This is a genomic window from Xanthomonas sp. WHRI 8932A (genome assembly GCF_035012785.1).
Lineage (GTDB): Bacteria > Pseudomonadota > Gammaproteobacteria > Xanthomonadales > Xanthomonadaceae > Xanthomonas.
This window is the reverse complement of sequence record NZ_JAYGQQ010000002.1, coordinates 86,750-106,262: the sequence shown is the minus strand read 5'-3', so window position 1 is coordinate 106,262 and position 19,513 is coordinate 86,750. Positions and strand designations below refer to the sequence as shown.

General features: G+C 65.5%; 15 protein-coding genes and 3 other RNA genes. 5 read left to right on the top strand and 13 right to left on the bottom strand.

What is annotated here, in order from left to right; translation table 11 throughout:
- Nucleotide 1: 1 nt before the first annotated feature.
- From VC212_RS03225 to VC212_RS03215, 3 genes are all read left to right on the top strand, one after another.
- Nucleotides 2–385 carry an SH3 domain-containing protein gene (locus VC212_RS03225; protein WP_055853298.1) on the top strand — a complete coding sequence of 128 codons (384 nt, stop codon included), beginning with the start codon at nucleotides 2–4 and terminating at the stop codon, nucleotides 383–385.
- Nucleotides 382–1,917, top strand: coding sequence for a dihydrolipoamide acetyltransferase family protein (locus VC212_RS03220; protein ID WP_323514501.1), 1,536 nt, complete (start codon nucleotides 382–384; stop codon nucleotides 1,915–1,917). Before VC212_RS03225 ends, VC212_RS03220 begins: the two co-directional genes overlap by 4 nt.
- Nucleotides 1,918–2,287: 370 nt before the next feature.
- Entirely contained in the window at nucleotides 2,288–3,577 is a 1,290-nt protein-coding gene (locus VC212_RS03215; protein WP_323514502.1) for a DEAD/DEAH box helicase, read from the top strand.
- A gap of 67 nt (nucleotides 3,578–3,644) precedes the next feature.
- On the opposite strand, the gene VC212_RS03210 is transcribed toward VC212_RS03215, so the two are convergent.
- The 5 genes from VC212_RS03210 to VC212_RS03190 all read right to left on the bottom strand — a co-directional run bounded on the left by VC212_RS03210 (nucleotide 3,645) and on the right by VC212_RS03190 (nucleotide 9,533).
- Nucleotides 3,645–3,723: non-coding RNA, sX9 sRNA (locus VC212_RS03210), on the bottom strand.
- Nucleotides 3,724–3,995: 272 nt separating this feature from the next.
- Entirely contained in the window at nucleotides 3,996–4,328 is a 333-nt protein-coding gene (locus VC212_RS03205) for a DUF6172 family protein (RefSeq protein WP_323514503.1), read from the bottom strand.
- A gap of 276 nt (nucleotides 4,329–4,604) precedes the next feature.
- Nucleotides 4,605–7,694 (bottom strand): efflux RND transporter permease subunit, encoded by a 3,090-nt coding sequence (locus tag VC212_RS03200; protein ID WP_323514504.1) that lies wholly within the window; start codon nucleotides 7,692–7,694, stop codon nucleotides 4,605–4,607.
- A complete protein-coding gene (locus tag VC212_RS03195) occupies nucleotides 7,691–8,839 on the bottom strand; it encodes an efflux RND transporter periplasmic adaptor subunit (protein ID WP_323514505.1) in 1,149 nt (382 codons plus the stop codon). The genes VC212_RS03200 and VC212_RS03195 overlap by 4 nt, the downstream gene beginning before the upstream one ends.
- Nucleotides 8,840–8,915: 76 nt before the next feature.
- A complete protein-coding gene (locus VC212_RS03190) occupies nucleotides 8,916–9,533 on the bottom strand; it encodes a TetR/AcrR family transcriptional regulator (RefSeq protein ID WP_323514506.1) in 618 nt (205 codons plus the stop codon).
- An 88-nt stretch (nucleotides 9,534–9,621) separates the two neighbouring features.
- Between VC212_RS03190 and VC212_RS03185 the strand changes: the two genes are divergently transcribed.
- Nucleotides 9,622–11,088 carry an efflux transporter outer membrane subunit gene (locus VC212_RS03185; protein ID WP_323514507.1) on the top strand — a complete coding sequence of 489 codons (1,467 nt, stop codon included), beginning with the start codon at nucleotides 9,622–9,624 and terminating at the stop codon, nucleotides 11,086–11,088.
- 232 nt (nucleotides 11,089–11,320) lie between these two features.
- Here the strand turns inward: VC212_RS03185 and VC212_RS03180 are convergent.
- The 5 genes from VC212_RS03180 to VC212_RS03160 all read right to left on the bottom strand — a co-directional run bounded on the left by VC212_RS03180 (nucleotide 11,321) and on the right by VC212_RS03160 (nucleotide 15,196).
- Nucleotides 11,321–11,396, bottom strand: a non-coding RNA gene (locus tag VC212_RS03180) — sX9 sRNA.
- Between the two features lie 61 nt (nucleotides 11,397–11,457).
- Complete coding sequence (locus VC212_RS03175; RefSeq protein ID WP_323514508.1) at nucleotides 11,458–11,856, bottom strand: VirK family protein; 399 nt, start codon at nucleotides 11,854–11,856, stop codon at nucleotides 11,458–11,460.
- A gap of 263 nt (nucleotides 11,857–12,119) precedes the next feature.
- The gene (locus VC212_RS03170; RefSeq protein ID WP_055853312.1) at nucleotides 12,120–12,551 is read right to left on the bottom strand and encodes a VirK family protein; all 432 of its coding nucleotides are present in this window, start codon (nucleotides 12,549–12,551) and stop codon (nucleotides 12,120–12,122) included.
- Nucleotides 12,552–13,198: 647 nt separating this feature from the next.
- On the bottom strand, nucleotides 13,199–14,608 hold the full coding sequence (locus VC212_RS03165) for an FAD/NAD(P)-binding protein (RefSeq protein WP_323514509.1): 1,410 nt from the start codon (nucleotides 14,606–14,608) through the stop codon (nucleotides 13,199–13,201).
- A gap of 512 nt (nucleotides 14,609–15,120) precedes the next feature.
- Nucleotides 15,121–15,196, bottom strand: a non-coding RNA gene (locus tag VC212_RS03160) — sX9 sRNA.
- 241 nt (nucleotides 15,197–15,437) lie between these two features.
- Between VC212_RS03160 and VC212_RS03155 the strand changes: the two genes are divergently transcribed.
- Nucleotides 15,438–16,196, top strand: a complete 759-nt coding sequence (locus tag VC212_RS03155; RefSeq protein WP_323514511.1) for an SDR family NAD(P)-dependent oxidoreductase — start codon at nucleotides 15,438–15,440, stop codon at nucleotides 16,194–16,196.
- A 197-nt stretch (nucleotides 16,197–16,393) separates the two neighbouring features.
- Here the strand turns inward: VC212_RS03155 and VC212_RS03150 are convergent, their stop codons facing one another.
- The 3 genes from VC212_RS03150 to VC212_RS03140 all read right to left on the bottom strand — a co-directional run bounded on the left by VC212_RS03150 (nucleotide 16,394) and on the right by VC212_RS03140 (nucleotide 19,504).
- A complete protein-coding gene (locus VC212_RS03150; protein ID WP_323514512.1) occupies nucleotides 16,394–17,026 on the bottom strand; it encodes an NAD(P)H-binding protein in 633 nt (210 codons plus the stop codon).
- 16 nt (nucleotides 17,027–17,042) lie between these two features.
- Nucleotides 17,043–19,205: a glycogen debranching protein GlgX gene (gene glgX / locus VC212_RS03145; protein WP_055853318.1), complete on the bottom strand. Its 2,163-nt coding sequence runs from the start codon at nucleotides 19,203–19,205 to the stop codon at nucleotides 17,043–17,045.
- A 113-nt stretch (nucleotides 19,206–19,318) separates the two neighbouring features.
- Nucleotides 19,319–19,504 carry a DUF2934 domain-containing protein gene (locus tag VC212_RS03140; RefSeq protein ID WP_055853319.1) on the bottom strand — a complete coding sequence of 62 codons (186 nt, stop codon included), beginning with the start codon at nucleotides 19,502–19,504 and terminating at the stop codon, nucleotides 19,319–19,321.
- Between the last annotated feature and the right edge of the window lie 9 nt (nucleotides 19,505–19,513).

The following is a 19,513-nucleotide window of genomic DNA, read 5'->3' as shown; positions in this document are numbered from 1 at the left end:
CATGCGCGCCCGTCTGCTCTGCGATCACCGCGCCAGAGTCGCCAATCCGATCCGCTTCCGTGCCGGCCAGCAGGTCGGCATCGGCGTACGCGATGAAGAATGGCCGGCGTTTGCCTGGGTCAACACTGGCGAAGGCCATGCCGGCTGGGCGCCGGTGGCGTGGCTGCGCCCGCTGGGCGATGGCCGGGCCGAAGCCTTGCGCGATTACGACGCACGCGAACTCGATGCCCGCCAGGGCGAGGACGTGTTGCTGCACTACGAACACGGTGGTTGGTGGTGGTCCGAGCGTGCCGATGGCGCGCAGGGCTGGCTGCCGGCAGCCGATCTGGAACTCCTCGACGACACCACGCCGCAGCTGTCTGCGGTGCAAGAGAATCTGCCATGAGCGAAGCGAAGAATTTTCATCTGCCCGATCTGGGCGAAGGCCTGCCCGATGCCACCATCGTCGAGTGGTTCGTCAAGGAGGGCGATACGGTGCGCCTGGACGACCCGCTGGTGTCGATGGAAACCGCCAAGGCGGTGGTCGAGGTGCCGTCGCCGTTTTCCGGCACCGTGGTCAAGCTGGCCGGTGCGGCCGGCGATGTGATCGTGACCGGCTCCATGCTGGCGCAGTTCGCACTGGATGCCTCGCAGCCGCAACGCGCCGATGGCCAGGACACCGGTCATGGGCATGGTCACGGCGGCAGCGCGCAGGCGGCCACGCCGAGCACCGGACAGAGCGCGGCGGGCCCCACCGACCGCGTGGTGGCCTCCGACAACGGTGGCGAAATTGCCGATGCCGACGCAAATGCAGCTTCCGAGGCAGCAGGCGAGCGCGATGACGCCGGTACCGTGGTTGGTGCGATGCAGAGCTCCAACACCGTGCAAAGCGAACAGGCCATTGCAGTCGGCGGCGTCCGCGCCATGCCGGTGGTGCGCGCGCTCGCGCGCAAGCTGCGCGTGGATCTGACGCAGGTCCGCGCCACCGGCCCGGACGGCACGGTGACGCTGGCCGACGTGAAGCAGGCTGCCGCCGCTGGGACCGCGCAGCCCTCACCCGGCACGCAGCGCGCGCCGACCTCTCCCGCCAGCGGGAGAGGTGGTTCGTTAGCTGGTGGTTCGATCGCTGAAGGTGGCAGAGCCAATGGGATCGCTGCCGACGGCAGCGATCGACCGGCAACGGCGACCCTTCTCCCGTCTGCGGGAGAAGGTGCCCGCAGGGCGGATGAGGGCCAGCACCGCTCCGCACTCTCCACCAGCGGCAAACCCATGCGCACCCAGCCGCCAGGCGTGGTCGCCAAGGGCCAGCCCGAACAGCTCAAGGGTGTGCGACGCAACATGGCGCGCGTGATGGCCGATGCGCACAGCAAGGTGGTGCCGACCACGCTCAACGACGACGCCGACCTGCACGCCTGGCAGCCCGGCAACGATGTCACCGTGCGTCTGGTGCGCGCCATCGTGCGTGCGTGCCAGGCCGTGCCCGCGCTCAATGCCTGGTTCGACGGCGACGCGCTCAGCCGCACCCTGCACAACCAGGTCGATATCGGCATTGCGGTGGATACCGAAGAAGGCCTGTTCGTGCCGGCGCTGCGCAATGCCGACATGCTGGATGCGTACGGCATCCGCGAAGGCGTCAACCGGTTGCGCCAGCAGGTGGAAACCCGCAGCATCGCCGCCTCCGAATTGAGCGGCTACACCATCTCGCTGTCCAACTTCGGCATGTTCGCCGGCCGCTATGCCACCCCGGTGGTGGTGCCGCCGTGCGTGGCCATCGTCGCTGCCGGCCGCGCGCGTTACCAGCTCACCCCGGTGATGGGCGGGGTGGAAACGCACAAGGTGATGCCGCTGTCGCTGACCTTCGATCACCGCGCCGCCACCGGCGGTGAAGCCGCACGTTTCCTGCGTGCCATGCTGGACGATCTGGCACTGGCGCAGTAATCGCCCTGGCCCATCCACCGGCGGCGTTGCGCCTGCAACGCTGCCGGTGAAGCGAAAGCCGCAGTGGGCACGCAATGGCTGCACGGCACGCAACGCCGCTCAAGATGGGCGGCTTTTTTGTGGGCATGCAGGTGCACTGACGCCATCATGTTGGGGCCATGTCCGCATCAATGTGACGAGGGCCTACGGCGTTGCAGTGAAGCTGCATGGCACGCGTTTGTTTTGTGCACAGCGCTTCCGAGAGCGCTGCGTGCAGCGTCTTCGCGCAACACGGGTTGGCTTGCCGATTGGCCGCGATGCCGATCCACCCCCATCCGACCCACAGTGCCCAGCGCGCACGCGCCATCGCCAATCCTGGATAATCGGCGGCATGTCATTTGCCCATCTCTCGCTGTCGCCGCAGCTGCAGCCGTTCTTCGACACCGCGCTGAGCAAGGCCGGTCATCGCACGCCCACGCCAATCCAGCAGCAGGCCATCCCACCGATGCTGGCCGGGCGCGACCTGATTGCGATGGCACAGACCGGCTCGGGCAAGACGCTGGCTTATGCGTTGCCGCTGCTGCAGCAGCGCTGCCTGGCCCCGGACACCGCGCCGCGCGTGCTCGGTGCGCTGGTACTGGTGCCCACGCGCGAACTCGCCGCACAGGTGGACGACACGCTACGTCAGCTGGCCGCGCATCTGCCGCGCCGCTTGAAGACGGTGGTCGCCACCGGCGGCAGTTCGATCAACCCGCAGCTGTTGGCGCTGCGCGGCGGCGCCGACATCGTGGTGGCCACGCCCGGCCGGTTGCTGGATCTGGTTGATCACAACGCGCTGCGCCTGGGCGAGGTAGCCACACTGGTGCTGGACGAAGCCGACCGCCTGCTGGAGCTGGGCTTCGGCGCCGAGCTTGATCGCATCCTGGCGTTGCTGCCGGCGCAACGGCAGAGCGTGCTGTTTTCTGCCACCTACCCGCCGGCCATCGCCGCGCTGGCCAAACGCCGGCTGCGCGACCCGCTGCGCATCACCATCGAAGCCACACCCGAGCAGGCCCCGGCGATCGAACAGCGCGCCATCGCGGTGGATGCCGGCCAACGCACGCAACTGCTGCGGCACCTGCTGACCGAGCACGGCTGGTCGCATGTGCTGGTGTTCGTCGCCAGCCGCCACACCGCCGACAAGGTCGCCGAAAAACTCACCAAGACCGGTATCAACGCCCAGCCGCTGCATGGCGAATTGAGTCAGGGCCGCCGCGAGCGCACCTTGCACGCATTCAAACAGCACGAGGTGCAAGTGCTGGTGGCCACCGATCTGGCCGGGCGCGGCATCGATATCGACGCCTTGCCGGCGGTGGTCAACTACGACTTGCCCCGCTCCACCGTGGACTACACCCACCGCATCGGCCGCACCGCGCGCGCCGGCGCCAGCGGGCTGGCGATCAGCTTCATCACTGCCGACAACGCGCAGCAATGGCGCCTGATCGAAAAACGTCAGGGCCTGCGCGTACCGACCAGCGTGATCGAAGGCTTCGAGCCGACCCCGGCCGAGGCCGCCGCACAAAATACCCCAGCCGCAGACGCGCGCGCAGCGGACGATAACGGCGGCATCAAAGGCAAACGGCCGAGCAAGAAAGACAAACTACGCGCCGTGGCACAGGCACAGCTCGACAAGCCGGGCTGAGAGCGGCCGACACGCCGCAGCGAGCAGTTGTCACCTGATGTGCATAGCCACTCGAATGGCTAAGAGTGGCTAACAAAACGTAGCGAGCAGTCGTCAGCTGGGTCTGGACGGCGCGCTCAGGACCTTAGTGTACGAGTCCGATTCCTAACACCGGCCGCGCCCGCCTGGCGGTTGCACAGCTGTTTTGTTAGCCGCTCTTAGCGCGAGCGGCAGATGCCGCTACGTATCACCAGCAGGCCAGGCAATCGTCCATAAGCCACCTGAAAGCGCTCGCTGGAGCACTACAACCTTCGTGTGAGCCGTGCCACTGGCATCCGCAAGACGGTACGCGAAATGCATTCGATCCGGCGCCGGTCACAACGCGACAGGGATTGGTCGTCCCGCAGCGGTGCGCCGCCACGGGAGGAGAGCGAAGACCTCAGTCCTGCTCGAAATCCAGCTCGCCACCGGCCAGCGCATCGCCATCGGCACGCGGAACACGCTTGGCGGGCTTGCGCAGGATTTCCACAAAGAACTGGTCGCCGCCTTCGCCGGTCAGCGCATTGATCGCGCGGATCAACTCGGCCGGCGGCAGCGGCGCGGCGCTGGCCTCGTCCACCCCGAAGCGCATGTCGAAGTCCCAATAGTCCGCACCTTCGGGCAGGTCCTTGCGGCGCTCGCGGCGGATGTACTTGCGGATATCGCTCTTGCTGGCTTCCAGCAGACGGTCGCGGTTCTTGCCTTCGAGGTTGAGCTGGTAGGTCTTGCGCATGGGGACATCGTTCCGGAACTGGCCGCCTATTGTGAGGCCATGCGGGCATTGTGGGTGAATCGGCGGCTGTCCGGGCGGGATTCGGGCCTGCAATGCGACCGAAGCAGGGAACCTCCTCCCAACGGGTGCCGGTCCTGGCCTTCGGGCGGAAGCTAGGCCAACCCGTTGAGACACCGCGCCGCTGCAACGCTGCAAGAGAAGTGGAGTGGGAATCGAGCGAGCGACACTGCCACGCGATCTCTGCGACGGGGCTCTGACCACCGTCGCAGACCCACCTCATACGTACTTGGTAGGTGTCGGTGCGCCGCTGTTCTCCGGCCGAATCTTGAACCAGATCGAATACATCGCCGGCAGGAACACCAGGGTCAGGATGGTGCCGGCCAAGGTGCCGCCGATCAGCGTGTAGGCCAGCGTGCCCCAGAACACCGAATGGGTCAGCGGGATGAAGGCCAAAATCGCGGCCAGTGCGGTCAGGATCACCGGGCGCGCACGTTGCACGGTGGCTTCCACCAGCGCGGGGAACGGGTCCAGCCCTTCGGCTTCGTTGTGATGGATCTGCCCGATCAAGATCAGCGTGTTGCGCATCAGGATGCCCGACAACGCGATCAACCCGACCAACGCATTGATGCCGAATGGTTGCTGGAACAGGATCAAGGTCGGCACCACACCGATCAAGCCGAGCGGGCTGGTCAAAAACACCATCACCATCGCCGAGATCGAACGCACCTGCAGGATGATGATCAGCAAGGTGGCGGCCAGCATGATCGGGAACAGCGGCAGCATCGCAGCGGTGGCCTTGCCGGATTCTTCGATGGAACCGGCCTCGATGATGCGATAGCCACTGGGCAGTTTTTCGATGATCGGCTGCAACTGTTTGGTGATCGCGGCCGAGACATCCGGTGGCTGCAGTTTGTCGTCGACATCGCCGCCGACGGTGATCGTCGGCACGCGATCGCGGCGGCGCATGATCGGCTCTTCCATGCGCACATCCACCTTGCCCACCTGCGACAGCGGCACGCGCTGGCCGTTGGCGCCTGCCAGGGTGAAGTCGGCAATGCGTGCCGGATCAAAGCGCGTGTCGCCGGCCGAACGGGCCACCACCTGCACGCTGCGGATATCCTCGCGCACCAGCGTGATCGGCACGCCACTGAGCAGGAACTGCAACTGTTGCGCGACGGCGGTGGATGTCAGCCCCACTGCCTGCAGACGGTCCTGGTCCAGACTGAAATGCAGCGTGGGTGTGCGCGTGCCCCAATCGGTGTTGACGGTCCGCATCATCGGGCTGTCCTGCATGACCTGCTTGACCTGCGCGGCGATGCCACGCAGCACCTGCGGGTCGGCACCGCTCACCCGGTAGGCCACCGGAAATTGCGAGTACGGGCCGAAAGTGAGTTGGGTCACGCGCACACGCGCTTCCGGTGCCAGCCCTTCTGCAACGGCCTGACGCAAGCGCAGCTTCAATGCATCGCGTTGTTTCTGGTCGTCGGTGCGGATCACGATCTTGGCGAAGGACGGGTCCGGCAGTTCCGGGCCCATCGCCAGGTAGAAGCGCGGCGCGCCCTGGCCGATATATGCGGTGACAATCTTCGCCTCGTCCTGTTTGGCCAGCCAGGCTTCCACTTTGGCCGCAGCGGCGCTGGTCTGGTTGATCGAGGTGCCGTACGGCAGCTGCACTTCGACCAGCACTTCTGGGCGATCGGAGATCGGGAAGAACTGCTTCTTGACGATGCCCATGCCCAGGATCGACACCACGAACAGCCCCACCACAGAGCCGGCCACCAGCCACTTGCGCGCAATCACGCGTGACAGCGCCTCACGGAAGCGGTTGTAACGTGGCGTGTTGTACATCGCGGCGTGGCCGCCTTCGACCTTCTTCAGGTCCGGCAACATCTTGACGCCCAGGTAAGGCGTAAACACCACCGCCACCACCCACGACACGATCAACGCGATGCCCACGATCCAGAACATGTTGCTGGTGTATTCGCCGGCGGTGGAGGCAGCAAACCCGTTGGGCATGAAGCCGACCGCGGTCACCAGGGTGCCGGACAACATCGGCGCGGCGGTGTGGCTCCACGCATACGCCGAGGCGGCGACGCGGCTATAGCCTTCCTCCATTTTCACCACCATCATTTCGATCGCGATGATGGCGTCGTCCACCAACAACCCCAGCGCCAGGATCAACGAGCCCAGGGTGATGCGGTCGAAGTTCTTGCCGGTGGCCAGCATCACCACGAACACCGCAGCCAGCGTCAGCGGCACCGCTGCCGCCACCACGATGCCCACGCGCCAGCCCATGCTGACGAAGCACACCAGCATCACCACCAGCAGTGCGACGAAGAACTTGGTCATGAATTCGCCGACCGACGCGTCGATGTTGACCGCCTGGTCGGTGACCTTGCTCAGGCGCATACCCAGCGGCAACTCGGCATTGATTGCGCCCACTTCGCTGTCCAGCGATTTGCCCAGATCCAGACCGTTCCAGCCGTCGCGCATGATGATGCCGAGCAGCAACGCTTGCTCGCCGCCGCTGCGGATCATGAAGGTGGACGGATCTTCGTAACCGCGCTTGACCGTGGCGATATCCGACAACTTCAGCGTGCGGCCCTGCACCACCAACGGGGTATCGCGAATCTTCTGCAGGTTATCCAGCGCGCCATCCAGGCGGATGAACACCTGCGGGCCGCGCGTTTCCACCGAGCCGGCCGCATTCAACGCGTTCTGGGTGTTGAGCGCGGCAAACACGTCCTGCGGGCTGACGCCCAAGGTGGCCAGACGCTCGTGCGAGAACTCGACAAAGATACGTTCGGGCTGCTCGCCGATGATGTTGACCTTCTTGACGCCCGGCACATGCAGGATGCGCTGGCGCAGCGTTTCCGCATCGCGTGCAAGCAACCGTTGCGGCTCGCCCTTTGCCTTGAGCGCGAACAGCGCAAAGGTGACGTCGGCATATTCGTCGTTGATCATCGGCCCGATCACCCCGGCCGGCAGATTGCCCACTTCATCGCCGGCTTTCTTGCGCGCCTGATAGAACTGCTCCTGCACCTGGCCGGGCGGTGTGCTGTCCAGCAAGGTCAAGGTGGTGAATGCAAGACCGGGGCGGGTGTAGGTTTCGGTGCGGTCGTACCAGCGCAGTTCCTGCATGCGCTTTTCGAGTTTTTCGGCAACCTGGTCCTGCATTTCCTGCGGCGTGGCGCCGGGCCAGGCGGTGATGATCGTCATCACCTTGACGGTGAATGCCGGGTCTTCCGCACGACCGAGTTTGAGAAACGCGACCAGGCCGGCCAGCGAAATCAGCACGAGCAGAAACAGCGTGATCGAGCGCTCGCGGACGGCGAGCGCGGAGAGATTGAATCGGCCCTCGCTCACGGCTGCGCTCCTGCCGCGGTGGCGGTTTTGGACGCAGTCGTTGCGGTGGTGCCGGCAGCGTTGGCGCCGGCAATGCGTACCTGCTCGCCTTCGCGCAACAAGTGCGCGCCAAGCGCCACGATGCGCTCGCCACGTGCCAGCGTGCCGGCGACGTTGGCGTGGTCGTCGTCCAGCCCCAGCACCGTCACCGGCCGCCAGCTCACCTTGGCCGGTTGACCGGCAATCACCCACACGCCAGGCCCCTTACCGGCATCGAACACGGCGGCCAGCGGCACCTGCAGGCCGGTTTGCGTGCCGGTGGCCGTGCCATCGGCAATGCGGATGCTGACCGTGGTGCCCAACGGCGCCTGCGCAAGCGCGCCGTCGAGCACGTAACGCGCCTCGAAGGTGCGGGTGAGCCGGTCGGCGCTTTCGGACAGCTGACGCAAGGTGGCGGGAACGCTCACGGCGGCATTGCCGAACAAGGTGGCCTGCGCGACGGAACCGACCTGCGGGCGCAGCGTTTCCGGCAACTGGATCACCGCTTCGCGGGGGCCGGCATGCGCCAGGCGCACCACCGGCTGCCCGGCGGCGACCACCTGGCCGGGCTCGACCAGCGTCTCCATCACCACGCCGTCGGCATCGGCCAGCAGATCGGTGTAGCGGTTGGCGTTGCGTGCCACATCGGCCTGGGCCTGGGCGGCGCTCAGCTGCGCCTTGGCGGCGTCGGCGGCGGCCTTGATCTGGTCGTACGCAGAAGCTGAGATGGCGCCGGTGCCGCGCAGATCGCGGTAACGCGCTTCATCGTCGGCGGTCTGCTGGGCACGGGCCCTGGCGGCGGCCACCGCGTCCTGCTGCGCCTTTGCAGCCAGTTGCAGGTCGATCGGGTCGATCCGCAGCAGCGGTTGCCCGCGCTTGACGCGTTGGCCGGCATCGACCAGCCGCTCGGACACCTTGCCGGCAACCCGGAAGCCCAGATCGCTCTGGACCCGGGCCGCGACGGTGCCGGAGAAACTGCGCGCCGCGCTGCTGGCGTCGGCCACCGTGGCCGCCCGGACCAGCGGCGTGGCGGTGCGTGGATCGGGCTGCGCCTTGCCACCGCACGCAATCAGTGCCAGCGGCAGGACACACAGGACGGTAGAGGTAACAAGGCGGCGCCGAAGCATGGGAATCCCGAAGCAAGCTAATGAAGGCTCGCATCCTGGGACTTGTGACTATTTCAGTCAATAGTCACAACCAAATTTAGGGAGCCAGGCTCCTGAGCACCAGCGCCGACAGCAGCGCCGGCACCTCGCTAACGTGCTCCAGGCTATGTTGCAGCAGCACCGGGCTGATATACGGCCGCATCACCAGATAGACCGCCTGCACCATCTCGTCCAATGGCGTCTTGCGCTCGAAATCCCCGTTCTGCCGCCCCTGCAACAGGATCTCTTGCAGCAGCGCCTGGACATGCGTTTCATAGGCGATCACCGGCGGCCAGCGCTCGGTTGCCGCGGAGGTAGCAATCTCATACAACTTGCGATCGCGCGAGTACAACCGCAGGCTGGCCTCGATAATCACCTTGAAAAGACTGCGTAATTTCTCCGGCGGCGACGCCGCGGCAGCTACCGCCGCCAACACTTCGGTCTCGATCTCGCGCAGGCAGTGGGTGCAGATCATCTCGCCGATGGCCTGCTTGGACTCGAAGAACTTGTAGATATACGCCTTGGAAAAACCGACTGCCTTGGCCAGGTCGGACACGGCGGTCTTCTCGTAGCCATAGCGGCTGAAATGCTCGGTGGCGGCGATCACGATCTGGTCGCGCACCTCGTGATCGGCCGGCCCGCGGGCCGAACCGGGGTAACTGGATGCTTTGTTCATTCCAACAGCTTAACGCTGTCGCCCCCGACTTACAAAAGTGACTATTTCGTATTATAGTCACTCACCGTCCCGCCACTCTGGTTCCGTCATGCCTTCACTCCGCCTCCTTGCCGTGCTCATTGCCACCAGCCTTGCCGCGGGTTGCGCGGTGGGCCCCAACTACGCCCGTCCAGATGCACCGTTGCTCGACCACTACCTGGGTCAGTCTGCGCTGGCTGATCGCCAGGCCACCACGCAGGCGGAGCTGGCCACCTGGTGGGCGGGCTTCAACGACCCGGACCTGAGCCGCTACGTCGGCGCCGCGCTGGAACAGAACCTGGATCTGGCCCAGGCCACCGCGCGGGTCACCCAGGCCCGCGCCGGGCTGACCGCCGCCACCGCTGCGCTGCTGCCGTCCGGCAACATCAGCGGCAGCGCCACCCGCGCCTACCAATCGCTGGAGACTCCGCTGGGGCAGGTCCTCAACAGCACCCCCGACTTCGACCGCTACGCCAGCGTCTACGAGGCCAATCTGGGCGCCAGCTGGGAGCTGGATCTGTTCGGCGGGCTGCGCCGTGGGCGCCAGGCCGCCGTGGCCGACTACCAGGCCACCGAAGCCGGCGCCGCGGCCACCCGGCTGGCGGTGGCCGCGCAGACCGCCGACATCTACATCAGCATCCGCGGCCTGCAGGCGCGGCTGGACGTGGCGCAGCGCCAGGTCGCAGCCCAGCAAGGGCTGGTGGCGATGGTGATGCTATTGCACGACAAGGGCCTGGCTGCCGAACTGCAATTGCAGCAAGCCCAGGGCGCGCTGTCCCAGGCACAGGCGACCGTGCCCGGCCTGGAAGCGGGCCTGTTCGCGGCAATGAATGCACTGGACGTGATGCTGGGCGCAGCGCCCGGCGCCCACCGGGCCGAACTGGCCGCCAGCAAACCCATCCCGCTGGCGCCGCAGATCGCCGACAGCGGCTCGCCGGCCGACCTGTTGCGGCGCCGGCCCGACCTGATCGCCGCCGAGCGCCGGCTGGCTGCCTCCAATGCGCGCATCGGCGTGGCGATGGCCGAGTATTACCCCAAGTTCTCGCTGAGCGGCCTGCTGGGCAGCGCCACCGCCCTCTCCGGCGCCAACCTGTTTACCGGCGATGCCGCGCAGGCGTCCGGCGTGCTGGGGCTGCGCTGGCGGCTATTCGACTTCGGACGCATCAATGCGCAGATCGCGCAGGCCAAGGGGCAGGAAGCAGAGCAGTTGGCCGCCTACCGCCTGGCGGTCTTGCGCGCCACCGAAGATGTCGAAAACGCCTTCACCGCGCTGGTCAAACGCGAACAACAAGCTGCCGTGCTGACGCAAGGCGTGGACGCGTTGGGCAAGGCGCGCGGCGCATCGGCGCTGGCATATGAAAAAGGCACCGTCAGCCTGATCGAAGTGCTCAATGCCGACGACAGCCTGCTGCGTGCCTCCGATGCGCAGGTACAGGCGCGCACCGAAGCCGCACGCAGCGCGGTGGCCACCTTCAAAGCGCTGGGCGGCGGCTGGCAAAGCGGCGATACCGCAGCGGTGGCGGTGCAGCAGCGATAGCTGCTGGGGAACAACGCTGACGCCTGCTGCAGCTGCAGGTGACCTACAGCGATCGGGATCAGACGCTGCTTCCACACCTGACAGGGCGGTCGCGCTGGATTCCGCTCGGCGCGTGTCGCAATGAGGCAGTGGCAGGGCTTCGCAGCTCCATTCGGCATCCGATGCCATGCGAGGATCCGCGCGATGCCACTGTCGGCGTGGCATCGCGCCCTGCAAGCAACGCCTTTAGAGCGGCTAACAAAACGTAGCGAGCCGTCGTCAGCTGGGTGTGGACGGTGCGGAGGAGCCGGAGTGTACGAACGGTCCATGCCGCACCGAGTACCGGCCGCACCCGCCTGGCGGTGAGCACAGTCGGTTTGTTGGCTGCTCTTAATCGGCGTGGAAACGGATGCCCTGGTCGAGCGTGCACTGATACGCCAACAGTGGGCCGCGCTGCTGCAGGCTCGGCAAATCGTACATATACGTGGTCAGCCGCACGCGATTGTCCGGAGCCACCTGGTAACGCTGAAATTGCTGAAACGGCCGGCCATCGCTGCTGGCGGCAATGAACTGCGTATCAGAAAACGACAGCGTTCCATCGTCGGTCAGACGGTAGGCACCGAGACGCACCCCGCCGCGGCTGCGGCTGGCCGCAGTGCCGGCCTCCGGCGTACAGCGCGACAGATCGACCGACACTGCAACGTCATGGCCGGACTCCAGCGTGGCGATCAGATTGGCTGACGAGGTGATGCTCTGCTTGGCGGATGCCGGTGAGATCGTCGCAGACATAGCGGCAACGGCAACAAGTGCTAGACGACGCGTCAACATGATGGTTCTCCTTGCTAAGCGCACATGCCTGCAATCGTCGGCATGTGCGCGCGGGATGATGGGTTGACGGTGTGTTCAACGCATGCGCTGCAAACCCCCGCGCGGCTGGCACAACCGTGTTAGCAGAGGTGCAGCTGCATGACGCTGGCTCTGCACTGGCCCAAGCTGGCCAGGCGACACATCGCACGCGTCATGCAGCTACGCAATCGTTTTGTCAGTGGCTTTCAATCGGCGTGGAAGCGGATGCCCTGATTGATCGTGCACAGATACGCCAGCATCGGCCCGCGCTGTTGCAGCGCCGGTAGGTCGTACATGTAGGTGGTGAAGCGCACACTGCCATCCGGACGTAGCTGATAGCGCATGAACTGCTGGATCGGCTTGCCATCGTTGGCCACGGTGAAATGCGAACCCGAAAACGCTGCGGTGCCATCTTCGGTGATGCGGTAGGCATCGATATGGCGGCCACCGCGGGTGCGACTGACCGGGGTGCCCTCTTCGGGGGTGCAACGACTGAGATCGCTGGACAGGCTGACGTCGTAACCGGCATCCAGCGCAGCGATGACATCGGCACGCGTATTGAGCGTTTCGCTGGCGACGGCAGGTAGCGCGGACGCACACAGCACAGCGGCGAGAGCAATGGGAGCAAGACGGGGCATGGCGAACTCCAGGCAGACAAGGGAATGCAGCGCCCTGGGCTGTAGCGAACCCAGGGTGCACAACATGACCCACTCCTGTTCGCGGGAGCATCCTGCGCTACGCATCGCGCTGCATAGTTGCGCTGTTTGGCGCAGCACGTGCGCATGTGCACAGTTTTCAACGATGCCTGCACGCGCAGAGATTGGTTGAAACGCGTCGGTAGAACCGCGATAGAACGAGCGTCACATCACGATCCAACTGCGCAGCTGCGCGCACGACGCAACAACTCACCCACGACGTAAACACCAGGTTCTCGCAGTTCCAACGAAGCCAGCCTGAGATCAAGACAGAGTCCGTTTCCTGCCGCGAGAGGGATTGGGGTGAGGGTACGAAGCAAAGCGACGCCTCGACTCAAACCGAACGCGGCAAGCACATTCTCTCCGCACACCACCTCGATCCCGAGAGAAACACATCAAGCGCCCAAGCAACCTCTGAATAACTCATGGCCCAGCGAGAGAGAGTTGCAATCCAGCCTAATCACGACAATCGCCGGCGCTTAAAATCAAACACTTGCGCGTGATTTAGTCTGTCCAAGGCATCGATCGGAAGCCTATGAAAGAGTTGTTCAGAGCTTCCCTAATGCAAACAGCCCATCAGGTATCCCCATCTACAAACGCGCATTGACCTCGCGCGATACTGGCTCACGCTCTGGCTGTAACGCCGGCGTCGCACCCAGCAGCAAGCGCTCTGCCAACGCACGTGTTGCCACGCGCAATTCCGGCACTGCGGTGATTTCCCAGTACCGCCCGCGTAGCAGCGGCCCCACGCAATACAGCCCCTGCACGATCTGTCCGGCGCCGTCGCGCACGCGCAGTTGCGCATCTGTATCCACACCCAAGCCCAGCGGATCGGCGCGCAACAGGCCGGCTTCGCGCATGCCGGCAATCAACGGGTCGCTGGTGCGGTCGATATCGGTATCCAGGCCAGTAGCGCGGATCACCGCATCGAAGCGATGCGTCTGCGCATCGGCGGCGGCACGCGGACGGATCACCGCTTCCACGCCATCGGGCACCCAGCGCGCACGCAGCAGCCGCGCCGCAACGATCTGCAACTGGCCGGATGCCTGCAACTGCTGCAAGTGCTCCGCCGCGCCCGGCGCAACGCGATGCCGCGCCACTTCCCAGTACGGGCGCAGATGGCGCAGGAAACGCGCACGCTGCGCCAGCGTGAGCCGCTGCCACAGCGGCTGCAGATGCGGGCGCAATGCGTCCACCACACGACGCCAATCGTCCACCACCGCGCTGAGCTGACGTACGCCGCGCAGCAGGCCGCGCAGATCGGCATCCTTGAGCGCACGTTGCAGATGCGGCGGCAGGTCCAGCGGCGTACCAGGCTGACGCAGATGCGCCTGCGGGGCCAATCCGCGCCGCGAGATCGCCAGCATGCGGCCGCGGTGTCCGCGCGCATGCAGGGTCAACGCCACATCCACCATGGTCAGCCCGGTGCCCACGATCAGTACGTCATCGTCAGGTGCCAGCCGCGACAACGCATCGCCCTGCCACGGCCAGCCGATGTAGCGCGCATGCACGCTCAACCGCGGGCCGATGCCGGCGAGCGCCTGCGGCTGCAGCGCACCGACCGCCAGCACCACACGGTCGCTATGGAAGGCATCGCCGTTGGCAAGAAACACGCGGAAACCGCTACGTGCGCGCTCCACCGCCACCGCTTCTTGCGACAGCCGCATCACCGATGCCTGCGCACCGCTCACCGCCGCATCCAGCTCGCTGCGCAAGTAATCGCCGTAGGCCAACCGCGGCAGGAACTCCAGCCGTCCGCTCTCGCCCAGATGCAAGGTATCGGCGAAGGCGCCGGGCGCCTGCGCATCGATGCCCAGATCCTTGGCACGCACATTGAGCAGATGCTCCGGTCGTGCCGCGCCATACGCGATGCCGCTGCCAAAAGTCTCGGCCACGCCGACCAGGGTGATACGCACCTGCGCATCGGCCGTCTGCGCCAGCGCACGGACCAGCGCGGTGCCGCAAAAGCCGGCACCGATGACGGTGATATGGGTTTCCATGTGCAACTCCCACTGAATGACTCGCACGTTGTGCCCGCAGCGCCGCGTGGTTGTGTAAACAAATGGTTAGCGGCGAGCAACCCGAAAGGCATGAGCTGATCGCCAGCCGTGATGAGGCTTATGGCGCAGGCTGCGCGTGTTGCAGATGGCAGTGAGATGACAGCGGCCGTCACTGCAATTGGTGCTGCCGATGGGGGATGCGTGTGGTGGGTTTGGCTTGCGCTGCGCAATGCACGCCGGGCCGCCTCCGGGGCTGACGAAGTGCCTTGTCGAGGTGCAGCTGCGTCAAGATTCGAGGTTTGGTGCTGGTGCTGGTGCTGGTGCTGGTGTTGGTGTTGGGTGTTGGTGTTGGTAGTTGGTAGTTGGTAGTTGGTAGTTGGGAGCTTGGTGTTGGTGTTGGTGTTGGTGTTGGTGTTGGTGTGATTTTGGAGATGGTGGCGACTCTGTGCCGGCGCCGATGTCGCGCCGGCAACCGTGTTTTATGTCAGGGCGCCTGTATCCGAACGAAGAGCGGCTGAAAAAACGTAGCGAGCAGTCGTCAGGTGAGTGCGGACGGCGCACAAGAACCAGAGTGGACGAGTGGCCCATGCAGCACCGGGCACAGGCCGCGCCAGCCTGGCGGGCATCCAATCCTTCTGTTAGCTGCTCTAAGTGCAGTACCAGGTGTTGTCGCACGACTCTCCAAGCAACGTGGGCAGCGCTGTGCAGACTGTTGCAGCGCTTTATGCGATGACGCCTTACGCCTGGACAGCACAACGGTCAGCGCACGCAGCGGCCACGTCGGCACCAAGCTGTTCGATAATGCGGGTTTTCCGCAATGAGTAACGCCATGCCTCTTTCTGCACACCGTGCGCAACGCGTGCTGATCGCCGGGGGTAGCCGCGGCATCGGCCTGGCGATCGCCGAGGCGTTTGTGCGCAGCGGCGCTCACTTATCGATCTGCGCGCGCAGTGCAGACGGCCTGACCCAGGCGGCGCAGACGCTGGCAGCACACGGAAGGCCGGTACACACCCTGCCCTGCGATCTTGCCGATGCAGTGCAGATCGAGGCATATGTGCAGGCCGCGGCGCAGGCGCTGGGCGGCCTGGACGTAGTGATCAATAATGCCTCCGGCTACGGGCATGGCAACGACGACGCCAGTTGGCAGGCGGGGCTGGATGTCGACCTGATGGCGGCAGTGCGCTGCAACCGCGCCGCGCTGGCGCATCTGCGCACCAGCGACGCAGCGGTGATCCTCAACATCAGCTCGATCAACGCCCAGCGCCCCACACCGCGTGCGATCGCCTATTCCACCGCCAAGGCCGCGCTCAGTTACTACACCACCACACTGGCCGCCGAACTTGCGCGCGACCGCATCCGCGTCAATGCGATCGCACCGGGCTCCATCGAGTTCCCGGATGGACTCTGGGACAAGCGCAGTCGCGACGAACCGGAACTCTACGCACGCATCCGCGACAGCATCCCATTCGGCAGCTTCGGGCAGGTGCAGCACATCGCCGATGCCGCGCTGTTCCTCGCATCGCCGCAGGCGCGCTGGATCACCGGGCAGGTGCTGGCGGTGGATGGCGGGCAGTCGTTGGGGGTGTGATCAGCGCAAGGCTTGGTGCAGGAATGCTAGTGCGCAACGCTTGGTAGGAACGTGTTGTTGCGCGATGAGGCCATCTCGGCAATGCCGCGTCGCGCGCAGGCACGCTCCTACAAAAGCAGTCGTTGCGCTCTGCATTCGCACCAACCTGTCTCCATTCGCTGACACCGCCTGGCACCGTTGCACGGCGGTGGCAACGCTCAGCCTGCCAGTTCCGCCGCCTCCACACTATGCTCGCCACGCGCCGGCGATAGCGCGGCGGCGACCATCGCGGCGGCAATGCGCTCGGCCGGGTTGATGCGGAAGCGCCGTGGCAGGATCGGGCCGAGTGCGCCCAGCACCAGGCTGCCGAGGTGTTCGCCGGTGCGGCGTTCTTCGCGCTCGCCGCCGATCAGCCCAGGGCGTACGAAGGTCAGCGAGGGGAAGCCGATCGTGCGCAAATCGCGTTCCAGTTCGCCCTTGACGCGGTTGTAGAAGATGCGCGATTGCGCGTCTGCGCCGGCCGCCGAGTTCAGCACGAACACCGAGGTGCCCTGCGCGCAGGCAGCGCGCGCCAGGGCCAGCGGGTAATCGTGGTCGATGCGATAGAAGACCTCGCGCGAACCAGCCTGTTTCATGGTGCTGCCCAACGCGCAGATGGCCGCTTCCATGCGTGGTGCGGTCCAATGCTCCAGGCGCTCGAAATCGATCACCTGGTTGCGCAGTTTGGGATGAATCTGCGTCAGCGGGCGACGCGTCAGCGCCACCACGCCCGTGCAGCGCGCATCGGCGAGCAACTGCTGCAAGACCTGTTTCCCGACCAGACCGGTCGCCCCTGCCAACAACACATCCATCAGGCCACTCCGCTCATCAACGCCCACCTTCGGAGACGATGCGCGCACTGCTGATCACGCGGTCGCGCTCCACTGCCAGCAAGGTGAGCGAATGCGCGGGCGCCTTCCACTCGCTGCCACCGGCCACCACCCGGCCGCCATGACGTGCGGTGTCGACCAGCACGCGCCAGTGTTCGTCGTGCATGGCCGGCAGCGTGAACGACACAGTGGTGGAGGCGGCGTTGATCAGCATCAGTAAGGTGACGTTGGCGGCAATTTCGCGCAGGCCGGTAGTCGGCGAGCGGCCATCCAGACGCAGCATCAGCGCACGCGCTTCCGGGTCGTGCCAACCGGCTTCGTCCATCTCGGTGCCGTTGGGCGCCAGCCAGGTGAGATCCCGCAAGCCCAGCGCTTCGTCGAACTTGCCGTCGAAGAAGCGTGCGCGATGCAGCAACGGGTAACGCTGACGGATGCGGATCAAGCGGCGCACGAACGCGGCCTGATCGGCAGCGGCAGCCTTGGTGGCGGCCGTCCAGTCGATCCAGCTCAGCTCATTGTCCTGGCAGTACGCGTTGTTATTGCCGTTCTGGCTATGGCCGAATTCATCGCCGGCCAACAGCATCGGCGTGCCTTGCGACAGCAGCAAGGTGGCGAGCAGATTACGCATCTGTTGACGGCGCAGCTGCTTGATCGCCGCATCATTGGTCTCGCCTTCGACGCCGTAATTGGCGGAGATATTGTGGTCGCTGCCATCCCTGCCGTCTTCGCCGTTGGCGAGGTTGTGCTTGCCCTCATAACTGACCAGATCGCGCAGGGTGAACCCGTCGTGCGCGGTGACGAAATTGACCGACGCGGTTGGCCGGCGGCCGCTGTGATCGAACAGATCGGCAGAGCCGGTCAGACGCGTGGCCAACTCGGCCAACTGCCCGCCATCGCCGCGCCAGAACGCGCGCACGTTGTCGCGGAACTTGTCGTTCCACTCCACCCAACCCGGCGGGAAATTGCCGACCTGGTAGCCGCCGGGGCCGATATCCCACGGCTCGGCGATCAACTTGGTCTGGCTCAGCACCGGGTCCTGCCGCACCGCATCCAGAAAGCTGCCCGACGGATCGAAACCGTAGCGCTCGCGGCCCAGGATGCTGGCCAGATCGAAGCGGAAGCCATCCACGTGCATTTCCTGCACCCAGTAGCGCAGCGAATCCATCACCATGCGCAGCGCGCCGACGTTGGTCAGGTCGAAGGTGTTGCCGGTGCCGGTGTCGTTGATATAGAAGCGGCGATCGTCGGCCAGGCGGTAGTAACTGGCGTTGTCGATGCCCTTGAACGACAGCGTCGGCCCCAGCTCGTTGCCTTCGGCGGTGTGGTTGTAGACCACGTCCAGCAGCACTTCCAGGCCGGCGTGGTGCAGCCGCGCCACCATCTGCTTGAACTCGGCCACGGTGCGCGTGGACATGTAGCGGCCCTGCGGCGCAAAGAACCCGAGCGTGTTGTAGCCCCAGTAATTGCGCAGGCCTTTTTCCAGCAGATATTGGTCGTCGACGAAGGCGTGCACGGGCAGCAGTTCCACCGCAGTGACGCCGAGTGAGCTGATGTGGTCGATCAGCTCGTCGGTCTTCAGCGCCGAGAACGTGCCGCGTTCTTCCGGCGGCACCGCCGGGTGCAGCATGCTCAACCCGCGCACGTGCGCTTCGTAGATCACCGTGCGGTTCCAGGGCGTCTGCGGCGGGCGGTCCTGGCCCCAGGTAAAGGCCGGGTCGATCACCGCAGATTTAGGCATGAATGCCGCACTGTCGCGGCGATCGAAACTCAGGTCCTTGTCGCGGTGACCAATGGTGTACCCGAACAGATGCGGCGCCCATTTGAGTTCGCCGACAATCTGCTTGGCGTACGGATCAAGCAGCAATTTGTTGTGGTTGAAGCGATGCCCGGCCTCGGGGGCGTAGGGCCCATGCACGCGGTAGCCGTACAGCTGACCGGGGCGGGCGTCGGGCAAATAGCCGTGCCAGACCTCGTCGGTGTATTCGGGCAGCGCGATGCGCTCCTGCTCGCGGCCACGCTCGTCGAACAGGCACAACTCCACGCGCGTGGCATTGCGCGAATACAGCGCAAAATTGACGCCCAAACCGTCCCAGGTGGCGCCGAGGGGGTTGGGACGGCCTTCGCGGATGCGCGAGCGCTGAGTGAACTTGCGAGTGGCCATCGGTAACTCCTTAAAACGGTGAACTCAAGACAGTGCGCGGTGTGCGGCTGCGGCGGGCTGTGCACGCTTGCAGGAGCGCGCAGCACAACCCGTGCAAGGTGGCAGACACCGCGTTACTGGCGCGCAGTGATCGGCGTGGCCGCGTGCTCGGCGGACTGCTCGGCCGCGCGTTCTTCGGCATCCACCAGCCGCTCGGCCATGGCCCAGTGGCGGTGCGCATGCCCGTCCGGGCGGCCTTCGGCCTCCCAGATCTCCTGTGCCAACTGGCGAAGCCGCGCTTGCCGTTCCGTGTCATTCATTGCGTACAT

Excerpts from the sequence above, each read along its gene's own strand:
- VC212_RS03225 (WP_055853298.1), top strand. The coding sequence starts at position 2 with ATGCGCGCCCGTCTGCTCTGCGATCACCGCGCCAGAGTCGCCAATCCG.
- VC212_RS03220 (WP_323514501.1), top strand. The coding sequence starts at position 382 with ATGAGCGAAGCGAAGAATTTTCATCTGCCCGATCTGGGCGAAGGCCTG.
- VC212_RS03215 (WP_323514502.1), top strand. The coding sequence starts at position 2,288 with ATGTCATTTGCCCATCTCTCGCTGTCGCCGCAGCTGCAGCCGTTCTTC.
- VC212_RS03205 (WP_323514503.1), bottom strand. The coding sequence starts at position 4,328 with ATGCGCAAGACCTACCAGCTCAACCTCGAAGGCAAGAACCGCGACCGT.
- VC212_RS03195 (WP_323514505.1), bottom strand. The coding sequence starts at position 8,839 with ATGCTTCGGCGCCGCCTTGTTACCTCTACCGTCCTGTGTGTCCTGCCG.
- VC212_RS03190 (WP_323514506.1), bottom strand. The coding sequence starts at position 9,533 with ATGAACAAAGCATCCAGTTACCCCGGTTCGGCCCGCGGGCCGGCCGAT.
- VC212_RS03185 (WP_323514507.1), top strand. The coding sequence starts at position 9,622 with ATGCCTTCACTCCGCCTCCTTGCCGTGCTCATTGCCACCAGCCTTGCC.
- VC212_RS03175 (WP_323514508.1), bottom strand. The coding sequence starts at position 11,856 with ATGTCTGCGACGATCTCACCGGCATCCGCCAAGCAGAGCATCACCTCG.
- VC212_RS03170 (WP_055853312.1), bottom strand. The coding sequence starts at position 12,551 with ATGCCCCGTCTTGCTCCCATTGCTCTCGCCGCTGTGCTGTGTGCGTCC.
- VC212_RS03165 (WP_323514509.1), bottom strand. The coding sequence starts at position 14,608 with ATGGAAACCCATATCACCGTCATCGGTGCCGGCTTTTGCGGCACCGCG.
- VC212_RS03155 (WP_323514511.1), top strand. The coding sequence starts at position 15,438 with ATGCCTCTTTCTGCACACCGTGCGCAACGCGTGCTGATCGCCGGGGGT.
- VC212_RS03150 (WP_323514512.1), bottom strand. The coding sequence starts at position 17,026 with ATGGATGTGTTGTTGGCAGGGGCGACCGGTCTGGTCGGGAAACAGGTC.
- glgX (WP_055853318.1), bottom strand. The coding sequence starts at position 19,205 with ATGGCCACTCGCAAGTTCACTCAGCGCTCGCGCATCCGCGAAGGCCGT.
- VC212_RS03140 (WP_055853319.1), bottom strand. The coding sequence starts at position 19,504 with ATGAATGACACGGAACGGCAAGCGCGGCTTCGCCAGTTGGCACAGGAG.